Consider the following 18849-nt stretch of genomic DNA (forward strand, 5'->3'; position numbering starts at 1 on the left):
CGGTTCGTCGCAGGCATGTTCCGAAGGTTGCCGCCAACTCGCCATCTTGACGGGTACACCTATCCAGCACAGGAGGAGATCGTGAAACGAGATATGAATCTGGCACATGCCATACTGAATGCACTTGAAAAAGGCAAGTCCCCGCACCTCAGCGAATTCGACATTGAAAGCGCGCTCAAGAATAAGTTCGATGTTTCGAACCGAGGCGTGTGGTATCACCTGAACCTGCTGGCCGACGCAAACCTCGTGTGCTCGATGGGGACCGATTGGCGGCTAAGCTGGGATGGCCACGAGTATTTGAAGTCGGCGGCCCCGAGTGCCTTCGAGGGTACCTAAGTCTGGCCTGCGCGCCAGGGAAATTTCCTTGGTTCTCGCGGAGACAACACGGATCTAAAAGACGAAGAGGACAATGTATCGGTCTCACTCGATGCGTGAAGAACCAAAATCGAACGATGACGACCTGGCGTTTCCATCAGGCCGGATAGGCATTCAGGAATCACTGTACATCCTGCAGGAAAGGTATACAGTGGTCTTTGTTGCAGCGCGGCATTAACAGTGCCGCGTCACTCCGACCTGCAGATCATTAGCGACACACTCGCCTCCGAAATCCCTTGGACGTACGTGCCGGGTCGATCAGGAGCATTCATTGAGCACCACTGCTATTGAGCAATCCGCCGCCTTTGGCCTGCGTACTTTGCCGGGAATTTTCGGCTTGCAGAACGAAGCATTTGAGCGACTGCAAAAGCTGACTCATCTCAATCTCGCAGCACTAAAGGCGATGCTGGAAGAAGGACAAGCCGCGCTGTCGCCGCAGCAGTCAGGACTGCCGCCAGCCTTTGGTGCGGTCGCCTTGTCTCAGCGATTTGTCGAGCAAACTCTGTCGTATTCCACGCATGTCCGTGAGATCGATTCACAGTTCATGGCCGCAGTGACACGCGTCGGCGAGGACCTGCGTAACCAGTACAACACCCTCTGGCCGCAGTTTGCAGCCAACTTTGGCCAGATCTCCCCTTTTGGCTCTGACGCGGCCACTACCGCGATGCAGTCTGCAATCGGCGGGATGATGCGAGCCCAGGGAATGATGCAGGAAACCATCAGCCAGGCAGCCGGCACCCGGACGCCGGGCACCCCGGTACCTGACATCGCGTAAGCAATAGCGTTGCGCGGCTCTCGCGCAACACCAAAACGACGTCCTGCACAAGCAGGTCGTTGGGCGGTCTCACCGCCTTATGAAGAAGCCGGCAAGACGCCGGCGTCTTTTTATTCGGTCACGATCTGGTTTGCTTTGCCACGACGGATGACACCGATTGCGCTCAACGGACGCCAGGAACCAGACCGGACTTGCGATATGTCGTGTCGCATCGTCCCCGCTGTGGGGCGATGCCAACCGCCTTTTTGCGGAACCCGTTTTTATTACTATTGGAGTGCATAGTGATTGATGACCAGGTGAATGCGGAAGAACTGGCGGAAAGCAGAAGACTGAGAGAAGCCGCGGAGAATGCAACGGATGACGGCATGCGGGTGGGCCCGGAAGACAAAGAGCGAGACGCGGAAGGGAACAAATACGGATCGCAGAAGCAATGGATTCGGCTCGCAAGGAAGCGGCTTTATGCGGTCTTCAATGGTAGCGATTCATAAAAAGACATTGCTCCGCTTAAAAATGGGCGGAGCTGGAACGATTGTGACAGACATGCATCTTGCGTGGTGCGCATCAGGTGTGAAGCCGGTTCCGCGAAGCGCCCTTGCTATCCATCACGTGTACTGACGCAGGCACACCGAGAATTCTCTGAGCGGATTGATACCGCTATGCTCGGCGCGACGACACCATTCCTGTAGTTGTGATCGCAATTGCTCGCGCGACCTGTTCGACCGCTCCCAAATTGCCAACAGGCCATCGTGCAGGTCGAGGTAGATACGCAGCGTCTGGCTACCGTCGTACATCTCCGCCAATCGCTGCTGACGTCGATGGCTGTGCGCGCCGACACAAGCGCCGCCAAACCATTTTCTTACTCCGCGTTTGAGCAGAAATCGTTCAAAGAGACCAATGTGTCTCATATGATCGAGTTCCTGCCGGTACGCGCGTTCGACCGTCCGGGCATAGCGCGCCATCACCTCATAACGGTTGCGAAGGATGGCCTGAACCGTATCGTCATCGAGCACCGTCTTGCTCTTGACCAGGTGCGGCGTCGGCGCCACTTTCTTCACCTTTGCCAATCCCAGCGAAGAAAGGATGCAGATGTACATCCATCCAATATCGAATTCGAACCATTTATTCGAGAACCTGGCAGACGTTGCATAGGTGTGGTGGTTGTTGTGAAATTCCTCGCCGCCTATCAGGATGCCCAATGGAATTACGTTCGTACTCGCATCGGGCGAAGCAAAGTTGCGGTAGCCCAGAAAATGTCCAACGCCGTTGACCACACCGCCTGCCCAGAACGGGATCCAGATCATCTGGACGGCCCAGACCGAGACACCGACGACACCGAACAGCGCTACGTCGATCACCATGAGCAAACTGATGCCGAGATTCGGATACTTCGAATAGACGTTGCGTTCCATCCAGTCGTTCGGCGTGCCGTGGCCGAATTTCCGTAGCGTTTCTTCGTTCTTCGCTTCGGCGCGGTACAGTTCCGCGCCGCCCAGCAATACCGTCCAGATGCCACGGACTTGGGGGCTGTGCGGATCCTCATCGGTCTCGCACTTTGCGTGGTGTTTGCGGTGAACGGAAGCCCACGTTCCCGTGTGCATGCCCGTTGTCATCCACAACCAGAAACGGAAGAAATGACTGGCAACCGGATGCAGTTCGAGCGCCCGGTGTGCCTGGCAACGGTGCAGGTAGACCGTCACGCTAACAATCGTGACGTGCGTCAGCAGCAGAGTTGTGAGCAGGATTTGCCACCACGTCAGCGAAAGCAGGCCGTGTGAGAAAAACGTCAATGAGGAAGTAAACAAAATAACCCTTCTTTGTAAAGCAATATTGACATCAGACACCTGCTCTCGTGAATAGAACCGTGCGGGAGCTCGATGCTTTACGACGATACCGACGAATAGCGTGCGCGCACCTGTGCCCGACGTCGGTACGGTGCCGTACCTCTCGACCCTGCCCCGTCGAACCCACCTTTAGGTGCAGAATGGCGATCCGGTAACGAGCCATTGCCTTACGTGGCCGGCTCACGCGAGTTGACCTCGACATCAACTGCCAAACGCAGTGAGATGGACAGCCTGTGTACGCCAGCATCGAGCGGTACACGCACGCCTTCGGTACCGCAATCGACGGTCCTGCCGTCAAGAACGGCATGCATCGTGCGGGCCTCTGAGGTGGACTCCACGCGAATCTCATAGCGCGTCGAGCACACGTTGACCGTTGCTTCAAAGCCCGGCCACGCGTCGGGAATACACGGGTCAATCACCAGAAAATCCCCTTCCCTGCGAATCCCCAGAATGCCTTCGACGCCCGCCCGGTACATCCATCCCGCCGACCCCGTATACCAGGTCCAACCGCCGCGCCCGACATGAGGCGCCACTGAATAGACATCGGCCGCGACGACGTAGGGCTCGACCTTGTAGCGCTCAACCTCCGTTGGCGTGCGCGCATGATTGACGGGATTCAAAAGCGAAAACAGCTCTGCGGCCCTGTCACCGTCGCCCAGTTTGACAAATGCGAGAATTGCCCACATCGCGGCATGACTATATTGGCCGCCGTTTTCGCGCAGCCCCGGCGGATAGCCCCTGATATAGCCCGGGTCCCGCGAGGTTTTATCGAATGGCGGCGTGAACAGCAACGCGATTCCGTCCTCGCGACGGATAAGATGTTGCTCCAGCGAAACCATCGCCTGCGCGGCGCGTATCGGATCCGCCGCCTCTGACAAGACAGCCCACGACTGGGTTATCGAATCGATCCTGCACTCTACGTCGCTATTCGAGCCGAGCCAGCTGCCGTCGTCGAACGTCGCACGACGGTACCACTCGCCGTCCCAGGCCTCACGCTCCAGTGCATCGCGCACCGACGTCGCATGGTCGCGCCAGCGCGCGGCACGCTGCGCATCGCGCAGTTCGGCCAGCGGTGCGAACAGCTCGATCGTGCGCAGGAGCAGCCAGCCAAGCCACACACTCTCTCCCTTGCCGTTAGCGCCGACGCGGTTCATCCCGTCATTCCAGTCCCCCGTGCCGATTAGCGGTAAGCCATGTTCCCCCGTCAATTCGATGCATTGATCGAGACCGCGCGCGCAATGCTCAAATAGCGATGCGGATTGTTCCGCGATCATGGGCTGGAAGAATGCATCGTGTTCACCGGGTTGCAGCAGCGGCCCGTCGAGGAACGGCACGATCTCGTCGAGAACCGCGTCATCGCTCGTGCAGCCGATGTATGTCGCGACCGCGTATGCGAGCCACACGCGATCGTCGGAAACCCGGGTGCGCACCCCCTGCCCGGAATGCGGCAGCCACCAATGCTGGACATCTCCCTCGCCGAATTGCCGCGACGCGGCGCGCAGCAAATGCCGCCGCGTTTCGTCGGGCCGCACGTGCGTCAGCGCCATCGTGTCCTGCAACTGATCGCGGAATCCGTAAGCGCCGCTCGCCTGATAGAAGGCCGCGCGCGCCTCGACACGGCACGCAAGCGTCTGATACAGCAGCCAGCCGTTCAGCATCAGATCCATGGCCCGGTCAGGCGTCTTCACCTGAACGGCGCCGAGCACGCTGCGCCAGTGGTGTGTCACCTCGGCGAGGACGGCATCGAGATTTGCACTGCGATAGCGTTCGATCAGTACACGTGCATCATCGACGGATGCGCATTGGCCGACGAACGCAACCACCTCGATGACCTCGCCCACTTCCAGGTCGAAGCAAGTCTGCAATGCCGCACACGGATCGAGCCCCGCGCCCATCGCGCCGGATAACGGGACATGGCCGATCAGCGCCGCGGGCGCGGCGGCTTCGCCGTTACGGCCGAGGAATTCGGTGCGATCCGCTGTCCACGCCGTTTGGCGGCCGCCGAGGTCGGCGAACGCGACGCGCGTGCCGAACGCGATATTCCACGGATTGCGCGCCAGCATCGCGCCCGTAACCGGGTCAATTTCCGTCACGATGAACGGTGCCGACGCGCCTCGCGACGTGCCCAGCACCCATTCGGTCCACGCCGTCACGGAGAGACGGCGTGCGACGCCCGACAGATTGCGCAACGTCAGACGGGAAATCTTCAGCGGATCGGCAAGCGGTACGTACTGCAGCAGCTCGAGTGCGATACCGTTCGCGTTGTGTTCGAAACGGCTGTAGCCGTGGCCATGACGCGCGACGTATATGCCACCGTCGCGGATCGGGAGCGCGGTGGGCGTCCAGATATCGCCCGTCGCTTCATCCCGCACGTAAAGGGCTTCCGTGGCGGGATCTTCGACGGGATCGTTCGACCATGACGTGAGCTGGTTCTCACGACTGCTTTCAGCCCACGTATAGCCGCTGCCTTCCGCCGCGACCTGAAAGCCGAAACGGGGATTGGCAATCACGTTGATCCACGGCGCAGGCGTGGCGGCGCCCGCCCCAAGCACGATCACGTATTCAGAACCGTTTTTATCGAAGCCGCCCAGGCCGTTGAAAAATTCCAGTCCGGCTGTCAGCGAAGGCGGCACGTCAGACTGCTCAGGCGGTGCTGGCCACAGCGACAGAAGCAGCGGCTTCCTCCGGCGCGGTGACGACGGCTGCCCAGGCATTTTCAACAGCGTCCCGACCTGTGCGGCAATCGACCCTCGGCGTGCGATCAGCGCCACGCGCGCGACCGACTGCAAGAGCGTCCTCGACTCCACGCTCATCAGATCTGCACGCAACGTGTAGATCGCCCCCTGCGCGAGCTCATCGTCGAAACGCGGACGTGACTGGCTGCTGCGCACGGCCGTTTCGATCGCCTCCTGCAATGCCTGAATGTATGACGAGGCCCGCTCGTTGACGATCACGAGGTCGACGGCCAGCCGTTTCATTCGCCAGTATTCGTGCGCCTTCAACAACTGCCGGACCTGCGCGATATCTTCGAGATCGCCGATACGGAGCAGCACGATCGGCAAGTCGCCAGAAATCCCCAGCGGCCACAAGCCCGCCTGCGTGCCGCCTCCGCGAACGATTGCGTCCGGCTGTGCCCTGAAGCGAGCGTCGGCATAGACAATCGGCGCGGCGAGCCGCTGGAAGTCCGCCGCCTGCTCCGCCTCGATGCCCAGATAACGCAATTGCACCTGAGCCTGTGTCCACGCGAGCGTTTTGGCACGGTCGAATGCATTGCGGTCGTGGTGCTGATCGATGAGATCGAGCAACTGCGCGCGTGAGGTGGCCACCATCGTCCAGAACGTGACACGCGCAATCTTGCCCGGCGGCACCAGCAGACGATATCGAAGCGCAAAGACGGGATCGAGCACGGTGCCCGTCGTATTGGAGAGCGCCTGATTGTCGACTATCGAGGTAGCTGTGCGCGTGTTGCGCCCTCTGCCCACAAAGCGCATACGATCCGTTTCGTATTGCGGTTCGGCGACTATCTCACCCTCGACAACGGCAAAATGCGCGGCCCATATCTGCGTATCGTCATGCGAACGCGGACGACGCGTCGCCACCAGCGCCCCGAATTCGGCAAGATGCTCGGTCTGCACGAACATGCGCGAAAAAGCGGGATGCGCGATATCGGCGGCCTGCGCGCCCAATGCGAGTTCGGCATACGAAGTCAGCTCGATATCCCGAACGCTGCGCCCGCTGTTTGCGAGCGAGACACGACGGACTTCGCCGTCCGCCTCACCCGATACGAGTACATCCATGCTGGTCGTGAGCGATCCGTCGTGACGGGTAAACTCCGCGTGATCTTCACCGAACACGACGCCGCTCGTTTCGGGTTCGCCAGCGAGCGGTCGTGCGCTTGCGGACCACACCCGCCCGCTGGACATGTCGCGCAGGAAAATGAACGTCCCCCAGTTGTCACGCGTCGCGTCTTCGCGCCAGCGCGTGATAGCCACGTCACGCCAGCGGCTGTAGCCAGCGCCTGTCGCCGTCAGCATCACGGCGTACCTTCCATTCGACAGCAGATGTGTAATCGGCGCTCCGCCGGCGGACGCGGGCTCCATGACGCGACGTACCGTCGACGGCGCGGTCCCTGCTTCGGCGGCAGACGTGCTCACTTCTTCGGCACGCGGATGCGCCACCGCGACGTTGCGCGGCATGCGCTCCTGCAATAGCAGTTCGCTCGCCTGGATCATCGGCTCACGATGAAAGCGCGTACGCATCACCCCATCGAGCAAGGTGTTTGCAATTGCAACGATCGTCATACCCTGGTGATGAGCCATGAAGCCGCGGACAAGCGCGAAGCTCTGCCCTTCGGCCAGACGCGCGCGGGTGAAATCGAGCGCTTCGTAGTACCCGTAGCGGCCCAGTGCGCCCAGCGCGGCGAGTCGCACGAAGTTTTCGCGGGCGGCCTGCGGCGCAACCATCGTCGCCAGTCCCGTTGCGTAGGGTGCGATTACCCGGTTTTCGGACAGTCCGCGTTTGAGGCCGAGGCCAGGCACGCCAAAGCTCGAGTACTGGTAAGTGAATTCGATGTCGCGCGCTTCGTAAGCAGATTCCGAGACGCCCCATGGAATGCCAAGCGATCGTCCATACGATCTCTGCCGCTCCACCACCAGCCGGTTCGTCTGTTCCAGCAGACTACCGACGGGTTCGCGCGCCACCAGCGACGGCATCAGGTACTCGAACATCGACCCCGACCATGAAATCAGCGCGGATGCATTGCCGATTGGTGTGGCCGAACGCCCGAGGCGGAACCAGTGACGCGTGGTCACATCGCCCTTCGCGATTGCAAACAGACTGGCGAGCCTTGCTTCGGACGCGAGCAGATCGTAGCAATTCGCGTCGAGGCTGTTATCCGACTGCGAGTAACCAATCGACAACAGCTTACGTTCGGGATCGAGCAGAAATGTAAAGTCCATTCCGAGCGCAAGTACACGCGCGGCGTCGGCTAGCGAGGTCAACCGTGCTTGCAGAAGATACGGCACAGTGGCGAGTTGCCGCCCGTCGCGACTGTGTTCGAAAATGCTTCGCCGCAAGGCTTCGATCCAGAAGGTCAGGTCTGCACTACTATCGTCGCCATCGGCAGGCACGATGGCGCGCGTCGCCTCCACCGCCTTTTTCGCCAGCCGCGCCAGCGACCCCGAAAGCGCACGATACGTCTGCGGACCGCGCAGTTGTGCATGGATTTCTTCGAGGGTCGCGGCAAGCTGTCTGCCACGCTCTCCGTTGGCCGCGGGCAGCGCGGCCACAGCCTCGAGCGCCAGTTGCAGGTTATCGAGTATCCCGGATCGGGCCGAGGGTGCGAGCGCTGTTTGCACCCATTCTTCACACGCGTTGGCGAGTACGATCAAATGACCGGCGAGATTGCCGCTATCGACCGACGAAACGTAAGCAGGCGCCAATGCCCGCAGGTCCTGTGTGCCATACCAGTTATAGAAATGACCCTTGAAGCGCGGGAGCTTTTCAAGCGAAGCAAATGCGGCCTCCAGTCGTTCGACGGTTTCGATCGTCCCCGCCCAGCCGAAATCGCGCGCGGCGACGGCTGACAGCAAATACAACCCTAGATTGGTTGGCGAAGTGCGGTGCGCGACGACCGGCTTCGGATCGTCCTGGAAATTGTCCGGCGGCAGCATGTTTTCTGCGGGCGTGACAAAGGTCTCGAAGAAACGCCACGTGCGGCGCGCGATCAGGCGCAAATCGCGCGCGTCTGAGTCTGACATCGCGAGACGCTGCCCGACGGTCGGCGAACGGCTTGCCCACATCGCAAGCGCTGGCGCGGCCAGCCATAACAACGTGAACGGCAACACGAGCGGCCACCGCGACGGCGCGAATGCAAGCGTGCCGATAGACAGCGCAAGCCCAAGCGCGGTGCCGCCCGCCATCTGCCGATAAAAGCCGTGCAGATCGAGACGAGGGCTGCCCTTGGACTGCGCCGCCGTCGTCCATTCGAGTAACCGTCGATGCGTGACGTACAGCCGCACAAGCGTCCGGACGATCGCATCGCCCATGCGCCACGCGTGGTCGACAAGGAACGCGACCGAAAGAAAGGTTTGCCATGTCGCGAGCCGCAGGTCGCCGCCCAGCACGTCGATGTGATTGCGAAGACGGATACCGGTATGTCGCGGCACGATCGCCAATAGGGGCGGCAAGAAAGCGGGAATGGCGAGCGTGGCGAACATCAGCAACGCGCCCGCAATGCCAGCGCGAATCGGCATCAACCAGCACAGGCCGAACGTGGCAACCATGAGCGGTGCCAGCAGCGAGCGCCGCAAATTGTCGAGCATCTTGAAGCGACCGACTACCGGCATTGCCAGGTGGTCATGGCCTCGATACCCAACGATCCACGGCAGCAACTGCCAGTCGCCACGGGTCCAACGATGTTGACGTTTGGCTGTCACGTCATAGCGCGACGGCACTTCCTCCACCACCTCGATATCCGACGCCAGCCCGGAGCGCGCGAACACTCCCTCGAACAGATCGTGACTGAGCAGCGTATTGTCGGGCACACGGCCATGCAACGCTGCTTCGAATGCATCCACGTCGTAGATGCCTTTCCCCGTAAAGGAACCCTCGCCGAACAGGTCCTGATAGACGTCGGAGACGGCTGCCGCATACGGGTCCATCCCGCCGGGACCGGAGAAGACACGCTGATACAGTGAACCTTCCTCGCCGACGGGCAGCGACGGCGTGACGCGAGGCTGAAGAATCGCATAGCCGTTGACGACGCGTTGTTTGACGTCACTGAACGTTGGCCGGTTCAGCGGATGCGCCATCTTGCCTATCATCCGCAACGCGGCGTCCCGGGGCAGACGCGTATCGGCATCGAGCGTGATGACGTAGCGCACGTCGGACGGTACTTGCGGCGGGCGCCCGGCGATAGACACGAAAGTTGTATCCGTCGCGCCACGCAACAGCCGGTTGAGTTCGTGCAGCTTGCCGCGCTTGCGTTCCCAGCCCATCCATTTGTTCTCGCTCCTGTTGAACACGCGGCGGCGGTGCAGCAGCAGAAAACGGTTGCCACCTGGAGCTGGCTCATAACGGCGGTTCAATGCTTCGATCGCGTCTGCAGCAACGGCGAGCAAATGTGCATCACCGTCTCGCACTTCCTGGTCGGCATCGAGGCCGTCAACCAGTAGCGCGAATGACAAATCTCCACCGGCTCCCGCGAGGTGATGCACTTCGAGACGTTCGATCTGCTCGCGCAGGTCGGCTTCATTGCTCAGGAGCGAGGGCACCGCGACCAACGTCCGAAGCCCCGACGGCACACCTGCGGTCAGTTCGAGTCCCGGTAACATGACCGCGCCGAAACTCCACGTCACCGCGCGGTTAACAAGCGCGGTTGCGATCTCGGTGAAGGGCAGGAATGCACACAGGGCAAACATCACGACTAGCCACGCGTCGAGATGGCGCGGCGACTGACTCCAAAGCACCCACGACGCCAGCGCGAGCAACGTCGCGGCCAACGTCAGGATCATGCCGACATAGCCACCCATGCCGAGGCCAACATTGAACCGGGTAATGCGCAGCCGCAGGGGCGCGCGGAATCCGATTGCCTGCTCCAACGTTCGCCGACCTTCCGCAATCAGGTGGTAGCCGGGGTCACCGGCACGTTCTGTGTGCCCGGTATCGCCCGCTTCCGCCACCGCTGCTTGCGCCGAGCGAAGCGCGAGATCGACGATTTCGAGTTCGGTGGCGGCCGAGCCGCGCGCCAGTTGCTCGATCGCACTGCGGTACAGATTGCGCGTCGGGAAGTCCATCGCGCCGAAGGAACTTCCTGCGCGCAGTCGTGCGTCGACGAGACTCACACTCTCGAACAGTTCTGTCCAGTCGATATCAGACATCAGGCGCATGCTGGTGATCACATTGCGCACGGTGACATTCGATGCACCCTGTCGCTGCTGTGCATGCTGCACGACTTCATCGACAGACACACCCTGAAGCTTGAGCCGCTCCTCCAGCCACCCGAGCGCGGGCATCGTGCGCGGATCCTGATCGCGCAGCCGTTTGGCCAGCTGTGCGGCGAACAGCTCCGACAACATCCCCGAGGAACGCGTGGAGATATCCGCTTCCAGCGCCGCACGGGCATTTCCCGTTTGCAGCAGGCGGCTGGTGAGCGCATCGGCGTCCTCGCGTGCGCGCCGACCTGCCGTAATCTGGTCAGCGAGTCGCCGCAGATTCTCGATCAGGACGACGCGCAATGTGATCGCCACTGCCCACAATTCCCCGATCGTGAGCGGCTGAACACGCTGGTATGCATCGATGAAACGTCGCAGCACACGCGGGTCGAAGTGGCTGTCTGTATGCGCAACGAACGCCCATGCCAGGCCGAATACGCGTGGGTAGCCGGCGAACGGCCCCGCAGCCAGCTTAGGCAGCTGACGATAGTAACCGGGAGGCAGGTCGTCGCGAATCTCACGGATCTGCTGCTCGACCACATGATAGTTGTCGAGCAGCCATTCAGCAGCGGGCACCACGCTCCCGCCATGCTCCAACTCTGCAGCGCTCGCACGGTAAGCCGCGAGCAGGACGGCAGCGTTGTCGTTGAGGCGGGTGTGCAACGATCGCACGGCAGGCGGCCTGTTCGTCACCGACTGTGCGGCAGCGAGGCTCTGCGCATGCTGCTCGAGGCGCTCGACGCTGAACAGTTCGTCGCGCACGGGCGACGTGTCCGTCCACGGCGGCGAGGCGGATCGAAATCGCGCGACATACTGAAGGAACGTGTTCACGGGTACTTCCTGCAACATCGGTGAATTCGACGGACTGGGGGCTTCCCACCGGCGCGATACCCGTGAAGGGCAACCCGCATGCCACGGGACGTGGTTACATGGCTCGCCCAGTCGATGATCTTCCCGTCATCGGTATTGACACCACACGTTGGGCAGACATACACGTTGAATAAACAGGCGTTTCTTTGTTTCTGCACGATCCCCTGCTACCGGTAGCACGAACGGCTTGCGTCAGCCAGACAGCTTTGATACGCCACTTGACACTCCTGGGTACACCTTCTCTGCTGGTCGGCGACGTTATCCGTCGCGCTCCCTCGCCCCATGGGAGTGCATTGGCATCGCGCCAACGTTGAATTACAGATGCTGCTCTGAACGGATACGCAGCGTTGATCAACTCCCGCAAATGCGTTCGAAGAAAGCAACGCCAGGACAACGACCATTGAGCCGACCACCTTGATGCGCATATGTCGTTCCTCGCTCAGGATTTACCGATGCCTGGCTCTCAAGTGTCGTCTGCTGGACGAATGCCAACTCTTCGGCCATCGGGACGCAAGACACCCGTGAACACGGTGCGCGCGCCTGAGCCGGACGTCGGTACGGTGCCGTACGGGCATGCACTTGCGTCGACGCGCGACGCATGAAAAGCTGGTCACGGGGACTTATAATCTGCAGAAGCGTGCCCGCGCCGCCCAGGTTGCGGAGAGCGCGGCTGCGACACCGTCGCGGGGGGTTTTCCGCAGGAGGTCGAGGAGTGCTACATGGCAAACGTGGATCCTGCAAGGAAAAATCATCTGCTCGCCGTTTTGCAAGAAACGGAGTGGGCACGGCTGTCATCTCATCTGGTGCGCGTCGATATGCCCTTGGGGCAGGTCGTATACGAATCCGGTGATCGCCTCGATCACCTCTATTTCCCGACGACTTCGATCGTCTCATTGCTCTACGTAATGGAAGACGGCGCGTCTGCGGAAATTGCGATCGTCGGCAATGAGGGGCTCATCGGTATTGCACTGTTCATGGGTGGCGAGACAACGCCGAGCCGCGCGATCGTGCAAAGCGCCGGCGAGGCGTACCGGCTTGATGCACGGATTCTGAAAGAAGAGTTCCGCCGTGCCGGCCCGGTTCAGCGGCTGCTGCTGCGTTACACCCAGGCGCTCATCACCCAGATGGCACAGACAGCCGTGTGCAACCGTCATCACTCGATCGATCAGCAACTCTGTCGGTGGCTCCTGCTCAGCATCGATCGCCTGCCGTCCAACGAACTGAAGATGACCCAGGAACTGATCGCCAACATGCTGGGGGTGCGGCGTTCCGGCGTCACAGAGGCGGCGTTGAAACTGCAGGATGCGGGGCTGATCCGCTACAGCCACGGACATATTGAAGTTCTGGATCGCCCCGGACTGGAAGCACGCGTATGTGAGTGCTACAGCGTGGTGAGACGCGAATTCGACCGCCTGTTACCCGATCTGAAAGCCGTATAGACGTTATGCCGTGTCAGCCGGCAAAGCGCTCCTTAGATCTTGATTATCACCGCGAGCCCCCGCGTATCCGCTGCGTGGGAGATAGCCCACGATGGACAACGTCTCTCATTGCCGGAAACTACGTCGAGTAGTCGGGCATGACTGCGGTTGAACTCGCGCAACAGGGCGTGTTTTATGGCGCCGCAGAGGCGGCTGCGCCAGTTTGTTTGAGTCGCAATGCCGCCCTTTCCTCCGACCAGTACCCCGCCTTGCCGTAGAACGCGTACAACTGGGTTTCGAAATCGCGCTCTAGCGGAATCCTGTTGTCGTAGTCCGGGCTATCCTTGATGGCGTCGCGTGTCAGCTCAGTCGAAACAGTTGATTCGAGCCAGTCGATCAGGAAGATCCACTCCGTTGCCAGCAACACTTCCCTCGATGCCCACCAGCTTTGCGTATCGACGGTGAGATAACGTATAGTCCAGGCCTCATCGTCGAAAACGAATCCGGACACGTACCCAATATCGCCATCGACCGCCGCGACGTGGTAACCATCCACCGCGTCCGTGCTATGCAGATGGCTGTCGCCTGGCGGCTTGTCGCCGAACAGCGCGAGTTGCGCAAGTGTCTCCGGCGACACAGCCGATAGCACCGCACGGCTGAACGCCGGATAGCTACCCGCGCCCCACACGTCTACGCCGCCCCAATACACGGGGTAACCGTAATAGCGGAGATACTCGGCTTCGTCTTGACGCGAGACGGGTTTGTCAGTGTCGACGGGAGGACTGTCGCTCACCTGCTGCCGCGTGAGATCGACGTGGACGCTCAACGCCCCCGGATCCATGCGGATGACCGAGTAAGGCGAAATCAGCACGCGCCGCCCGTCGATCCAGTTTCCCGTTTTGACAACCAGGTAGCGGATGCCCCATGCATCGTGATCGAAATAGACCTCTTCGACACTGCCAATTTCGCCATCGCTCGCGGTCACCCTACATCCCTTCAGACTCTCGATACTTCGCAACATGATTCGATACTCCTGCTACGTGTGGGACGGCATCAATGAATGCCTTCGCCATTGCCGAACGAAGGATGAATATCCGCTGCGACGACATTGCCCGTTACAACGTCTTGAGTCGTGTCACCTTCGTACCGTCCACCGTCGCGCCGGCCATCAAGCCGCCATTCGTCAGTACGAATGCGTTGATCTGCCCGGTTGCCGTGCCCGTGTCGACATCGCCGTTCGCGCCGACCTTCAATACCGCCACCGATGCATCAGCCCCCGCTGACCAGCCTTCGCTGCTGCGAAACCGGTCGAGTGCGTCCGCGGTCATGAACAGAAAGACGATCGCCTTCGATTGCGCGCCGGCTTGCAAGCCGACGGAAGCACTCGCGGTGCTGTAGTACCCCACCGATTTTCCACCGACGCGCAGTGCGCCTTCGCCATACTGTCCGCCCAATCCGATACCGGCATTGATAACCGTCGGAAACACGAGCAGCCCGTTCGACTTGCCGACGAGTTCGCGGGCGCCGGGAACCACGTTATAGAGTCGGGTGAGCGTAGAGTCGACGCCTGCGTCGATGGTACGGCGTTTGTTCTTCTGGTCGCCCATCGTGTCGGATCCGGCAGGCGTCGTCGTGCAGCCGGATAGCGACAGGCCGACCGCGATCATCGATCCTGGCACGCCCCAGAGAAATGTTCGTCGTTGCATACCCGTCTCCTTAATTTACGAATGCGTCCGACGCTACGCGAGAGCCGGTGCCGAAGCGGTACGGCAGCGTACAGACACGCCGCTGGATACTCGATAAGCTCGAGCTTGACGGTGAACTAACGGCTGGCCACCCGATGTAGTCGTGATGGCTCTATCCGTGATGGTTCTCATGGGAAAAATATAGAGCCCAACTTTCCGCTGGCAGTTCTCCCAATCAGTTCACCCAATCGTGACGGACACGGCAAACCCAAAGGGAAAATATGACCTATTCAATGTGGGGCATTCTGACCGGAATGACGATGATGGTTGCCGTCTCGCTTTACAGGTATCGGCAAAGCCTGGCACGAAGGGACAGAATCCGCTGGCTGAACGAGCATCACATGATCGACAGATTGTGCGCGAAGCTCGGCTTGTAGCCACCGGCCTACCGCAGCACAGCGCAATTTAACGGCCTATGTCGGTGATGCCGCGACCCGTGCCGACGACGCACTCGAACTCGCCTTGTAATTCGACAGGGACATCGTCGATGGCGAGGTCAAGGCCGTTCCGCTCTAACGCCACAAGGATCGATGTGTCACACCATCAGTTTGAAGACGATCTTGCTCACCTCGAACGCATAATCCCGCAACTCGTCGCTGACGGCCCGTTTGGACTCGCCTATTGGCGTGGCCGTATTGCGGCGCTGGAAGCAGTTCAGGCATCGCTTCCAAACGGTGCGCGGCGCGTGACGCGTTTGCTGATTGCGTTCAAGCGGATCGAAAAACGATCCGCTTGACAGTCACGGCATGCTCCGCTGGCATCGCACGTAGTAGTGCTACGCCGTGCCCGCTCGCGGCCGCCACGGGACGCGCCAGCAGAAGCATCGCCAGGATGAGCCAACATGGTGACCGGTAGTACCCGTTGGCGTCGAGATTCGACTATTTTTTGACTACTCCTTCCCACCGCCGTTGATCCCGCTCCCGCTTCGCCAAACCTGCTTTCCTCGTTCGGAGAGTTCACCGCAACTATGCTCGGCGTCGGCCTCAGTCCCATCTATCGCCATTTCGCCTCCAGCCTGTTCCTGCGCCTTTTGCTTCTGCTTGTGCCTCAAGGCCATGGCTTCATCGTGCGACCTGCCTGCGTAATCCAGAGTCATCTCACCCACTCCTTCAAAAGACCATCTTTGCAATCCACCAATCCGCCCAGCGGGTGTCATTTCCCAATCGGCGATTCCAGATGCTTGCGCAGCCTGTCCAACACATGATGCTCATCCAGCCAACGGATCTCCCGCTTCCGCATAACGCTGCGCCTGTACCGCCACAGCGCCACGCCGAACATCAGCGCCACTACGGCAGCGATGCCCAACATTGCGTAGGTCATATCATCCTTTTCAATCCGTTCCCGATTGACACCGAGCGATGGAATACGCAGTAGAGACACTCACGTGCCCCACCGCTTTCAGGAGCTGGATGTTGTGTCATTCAGTGCCTATGGCGCATCCAGTCCCGCATCGGATGTGTATCCAGCCAACGGGCAACCGGCTCGTTCTTGTGTTCCCGCCTGTACCGTCCCGCTAAAAATATCGCGACGAACATCACCACCGCGAGCCCCACTACAAAACTGATCATTGACTGACTCATGGCACCTCCTTTGAGGTCGGAACCATGGTTATATTTTAGGTGACCATAGAAATTTCATGAGACATCTTCATTCGCTGATCCATGGTTTTTGCGCCCGACTTTCACGCAGCAGGATACTGAAGCACAGAGTGACGCTACTCAGCGTGACCGTGGAAAAGTAACGTCAACCTCGTTGTCCGCTGATGGAGTCAATTCGACAGGAATCGCGAAGCCGCGATACGCGACCGGATGTGTCAGAGCCCACTCGCCTGAACCTTGCCGTCGACGATGTCCTTCCCGTATTGCATCGCGAGGTCGATGGCATCGCCCGCGGTGGTTGGACTTGCTGTAGCGAACAACGTCACATAGCGCCGAGCCTTGGCCTCGCTGGGCTGAATGGTGTCGATTCGCACGACGGACGAGAACTGACGCGGACCTTTGGCATACGGGTCGCGATGCAGCGGGAATTCCTGATGAGAGTACGCACGTAGCTCGTACCCTCTGTATTCGATGGTGGGAATGGTCATGATGACGCGCTCCGTGAGTGGCGCTGACCGTCATTGAATTGTGTCTGTCCGGATGCCGAAAAAGGGGCGGCCAGAGGTACATCTGGACCACTTCACAATGCGCTTAATTGCGCCGCAAAGCAAACTAAATCGTGCGGGTGCAAAAATAGAGGCCAGCGACTCGCCAGCCTCCCATCGGACGGCGAGACTGTCCAGCAATCTGCTTATTCACGGCGTGGTTCTCGTGCATGCGTACGCAGGAACGTTGGGCCGACCGGACGGAAACGACAGCGGTGCCGTGCCGTCGATCGCGCCGCGTGAAATCGCTTTCGGCATATCGCTCTCCGGGGTGAAGACGTTCACGCCGACCTACGGCTGGTCCAACAGAACATCTGCATTCCTACTTTATTTGCCAATCCAGAATCATCGGAAGTCGCAGTCCTTTTAACAGGCAAGTCAATTTACTCCACTTGATACTCGCCAATAACGGCGCAGGTAGCAGGTCGACTTTCCGCGCCGTGAAAAATCATGCAAGCACTATTTTGTCGAAATTCCGCGTTCTCGCACACCCGAAGCAGCTAACGGCGTCCAGCGGAAGCGGACAGCCCGCCCCCACGCTGGCAGCGGTCTGCGCGTAGCACATCATGAGCGCTACTCGCCACGCGGCAGCTTTACGGAGAAGACCGTTTCGACTGCGTCGGATCGCGCATCGATCTCGCCCCCGTGTGCCCTGGCAATCTCGCGCGCGATATACAGTCCGAGCCCCAGACTGCTGTCGGCATCTGTGCCTTGATGGTTCGGTCCGCGCTGGAGTGGATTAAAGATGAGGTCGAGGGTCGACCGCTCAATGGCGGCGCCGGCATTCCTCACTTCCAGCAGGACTTCCGCGCCTTCGTCGGTCACGGTCACACGTACCGGCGCGTCTGACGCTCCGTACTTGATCGCATTCAGTACCAGATTGCCCAACAACTGCTGGAGACGTCGGCCATCCCAGATACCCATGCAGTCACCGATCACGTCCAGATCAATCTGACGGTCCGGATGTATTGCTCGCAACTGGTCCAGCGCATCGGCAAACAACCGGGCCAGGTCGATAGCGGTCGGCGCGATATTGATACCCAAACCCAGCCTGGTTCGATTGAAATCAACCATGTCGTCCAGCAGCGCCTGCATGCGAGCACCGCTTCTGATCAAACGGGACGCGGCCCCCGACACTTTTTCACCGGCGTTCAGCGCCGCCAGATAAGACGCTGTCATCTGGATGGTCTGGAGTGGACTGCGCATGTCGTGGCCCAGCATTCCAAGAAACAGATTACGGGCAAGGTCTACCTGCATGCTGAAAAAGCTTACCGATTCGGCGATTGCCTGGTCGATGCCCTCGTTGAAACGGACCATGTCATCCTCGTGATGACTGTCTGGCTCGCACTCGTCCATCCACAGTCGAAGTACGCTCGCGCGCAGGGCGCGGTATTCGGCAACCATCTGGTTGATGTCAAAGCCGCTTCGGGCGCGTAGAAGGGCATGCGTCTGGGCAGCTGTTTCGGCGGCTCCCGCCAGTATGGGCGCCTGCCCCGTGGACTTTTCAAATTGATCCTCCCTGCTCTGGGGAGTAGACAGATCCTTTGCCACGGCCTCCAGAATCTGTTGCGCGTGGTCCCGTAAGGCCAGCGATCGCATATCTGCTGCTGCCGGCAACAGGCTGCGGGCAAACTCGTCCCATCGCAACAGAATGGCATCCATATGGTCGAGGATAAAGTCGGCTAATCGCATGTTTGCCCCCGAGGGAGGGAATGGTCTCGATAACGTATTCTTGCGGAATCCATGCG

At 60.1% G+C, this 18849-nt stretch carries 13 protein-coding genes; 4 read left to right on the plus strand and 9 right to left on the minus strand.

The window, feature by feature from the left end:
- Positions 1-81 precede the first annotated feature (81 nt).
- The 3 genes from C2L65_RS39630 to C2L65_RS39640 all read left to right on the plus strand — a co-directional run bounded on the left by C2L65_RS39630 (position 82) and on the right by C2L65_RS39640 (position 1638).
- A complete protein-coding gene (locus C2L65_RS39630) occupies positions 82-336 on the plus strand; it encodes a DUF2513 domain-containing protein (RefSeq protein ID WP_233446657.1) in 255 nt (84 codons plus the stop codon).
- 310 nt (positions 337-646) lie between these two features.
- Positions 647-1150 (plus strand): phasin family protein, encoded by a 504-nt coding sequence (locus tag C2L65_RS39635; protein ID WP_042305255.1) that lies wholly within the window; start codon positions 647-649, stop codon positions 1148-1150.
- Between the two features lie 281 nt (positions 1151-1431).
- The gene (locus C2L65_RS39640; RefSeq protein ID WP_042305362.1) at positions 1432-1638 is read left to right on the plus strand and encodes a hypothetical protein; all 207 of its coding nucleotides are present in this window, start codon (positions 1432-1434) and stop codon (positions 1636-1638) included.
- Between the two features lie 114 nt (positions 1639-1752).
- On the opposite strand, the gene C2L65_RS39645 is transcribed toward C2L65_RS39640, so the two are convergent.
- Together C2L65_RS39645 and C2L65_RS39650 are read right to left on the minus strand one after the other, a co-directional pair.
- Positions 1753-2991 (minus strand): DesA family fatty acid desaturase, encoded by a 1239-nt coding sequence (locus C2L65_RS39645; RefSeq protein WP_427910211.1) that lies wholly within the window; start codon positions 2989-2991, stop codon positions 1753-1755.
- Between the two features lie 167 nt (positions 2992-3158).
- Positions 3159-11756: a GH36-type glycosyl hydrolase domain-containing protein gene (locus tag C2L65_RS39650; protein ID WP_042305363.1), complete on the minus strand. Its 8598-nt coding sequence runs from the start codon at positions 11754-11756 to the stop codon at positions 3159-3161.
- A 758-nt stretch (positions 11757-12514) separates the two neighbouring features.
- Here C2L65_RS39650 and C2L65_RS39655 point away from each other — a divergent pair.
- Positions 12515-13234 (plus strand): Crp/Fnr family transcriptional regulator, encoded by a 720-nt coding sequence (locus C2L65_RS39655; protein WP_042305257.1) that lies wholly within the window; start codon positions 12515-12517, stop codon positions 13232-13234.
- A 172-nt stretch (positions 13235-13406) separates the two neighbouring features.
- Here the strand turns inward: C2L65_RS39655 and C2L65_RS39660 are convergent, their stop codons facing one another.
- From C2L65_RS39660 to C2L65_RS39685, 7 genes are all read right to left on the minus strand, one after another.
- Positions 13407-14234, minus strand: a complete 828-nt coding sequence (locus C2L65_RS39660; RefSeq protein WP_042305258.1) for a PRC-barrel domain-containing protein — start codon at positions 14232-14234, stop codon at positions 13407-13409.
- Between the two features lie 94 nt (positions 14235-14328).
- On the minus strand, positions 14329-14919 hold the full coding sequence (locus tag C2L65_RS39665) for a BPSL1445 family SYLF domain-containing lipoprotein (protein WP_042305259.1): 591 nt from the start codon (positions 14917-14919) through the stop codon (positions 14329-14331).
- 928 nt (positions 14920-15847) lie between these two features.
- A complete protein-coding gene (locus tag C2L65_RS46835; RefSeq protein ID WP_042305261.1) occupies positions 15848-16054 on the minus strand; it encodes a hypothetical protein in 207 nt (68 codons plus the stop codon).
- Positions 16055-16110: 56 nt separating this feature from the next.
- Positions 16111-16278 (minus strand): hypothetical protein, encoded by a 168-nt coding sequence (locus C2L65_RS45895; RefSeq protein ID WP_208647223.1) that lies wholly within the window; start codon positions 16276-16278, stop codon positions 16111-16113.
- A gap of 101 nt (positions 16279-16379) precedes the next feature.
- Positions 16380-16538 carry a hypothetical protein gene (locus C2L65_RS46305; RefSeq protein ID WP_007584499.1) on the minus strand — a complete coding sequence of 53 codons (159 nt, stop codon included), beginning with the start codon at positions 16536-16538 and terminating at the stop codon, positions 16380-16382.
- Positions 16539-16771: 233 nt separating this feature from the next.
- A complete protein-coding gene (locus C2L65_RS39680; RefSeq protein WP_007584497.1) occupies positions 16772-17044 on the minus strand; it encodes a hypothetical protein in 273 nt (90 codons plus the stop codon).
- A 630-nt stretch (positions 17045-17674) separates the two neighbouring features.
- On the minus strand, positions 17675-18793 hold the full coding sequence (locus tag C2L65_RS39685; RefSeq protein ID WP_042305262.1) for a sensor histidine kinase: 1119 nt from the start codon (positions 18791-18793) through the stop codon (positions 17675-17677).
- Positions 18794-18849 lie beyond the last annotated feature (56 nt).

Origin of the sequence: Paraburkholderia terrae (genome assembly GCF_002902925.1) — a bacterium.
GTDB classification, from domain to species: Bacteria; Pseudomonadota; Gammaproteobacteria; order Burkholderiales; family Burkholderiaceae; genus Paraburkholderia; species Paraburkholderia terrae.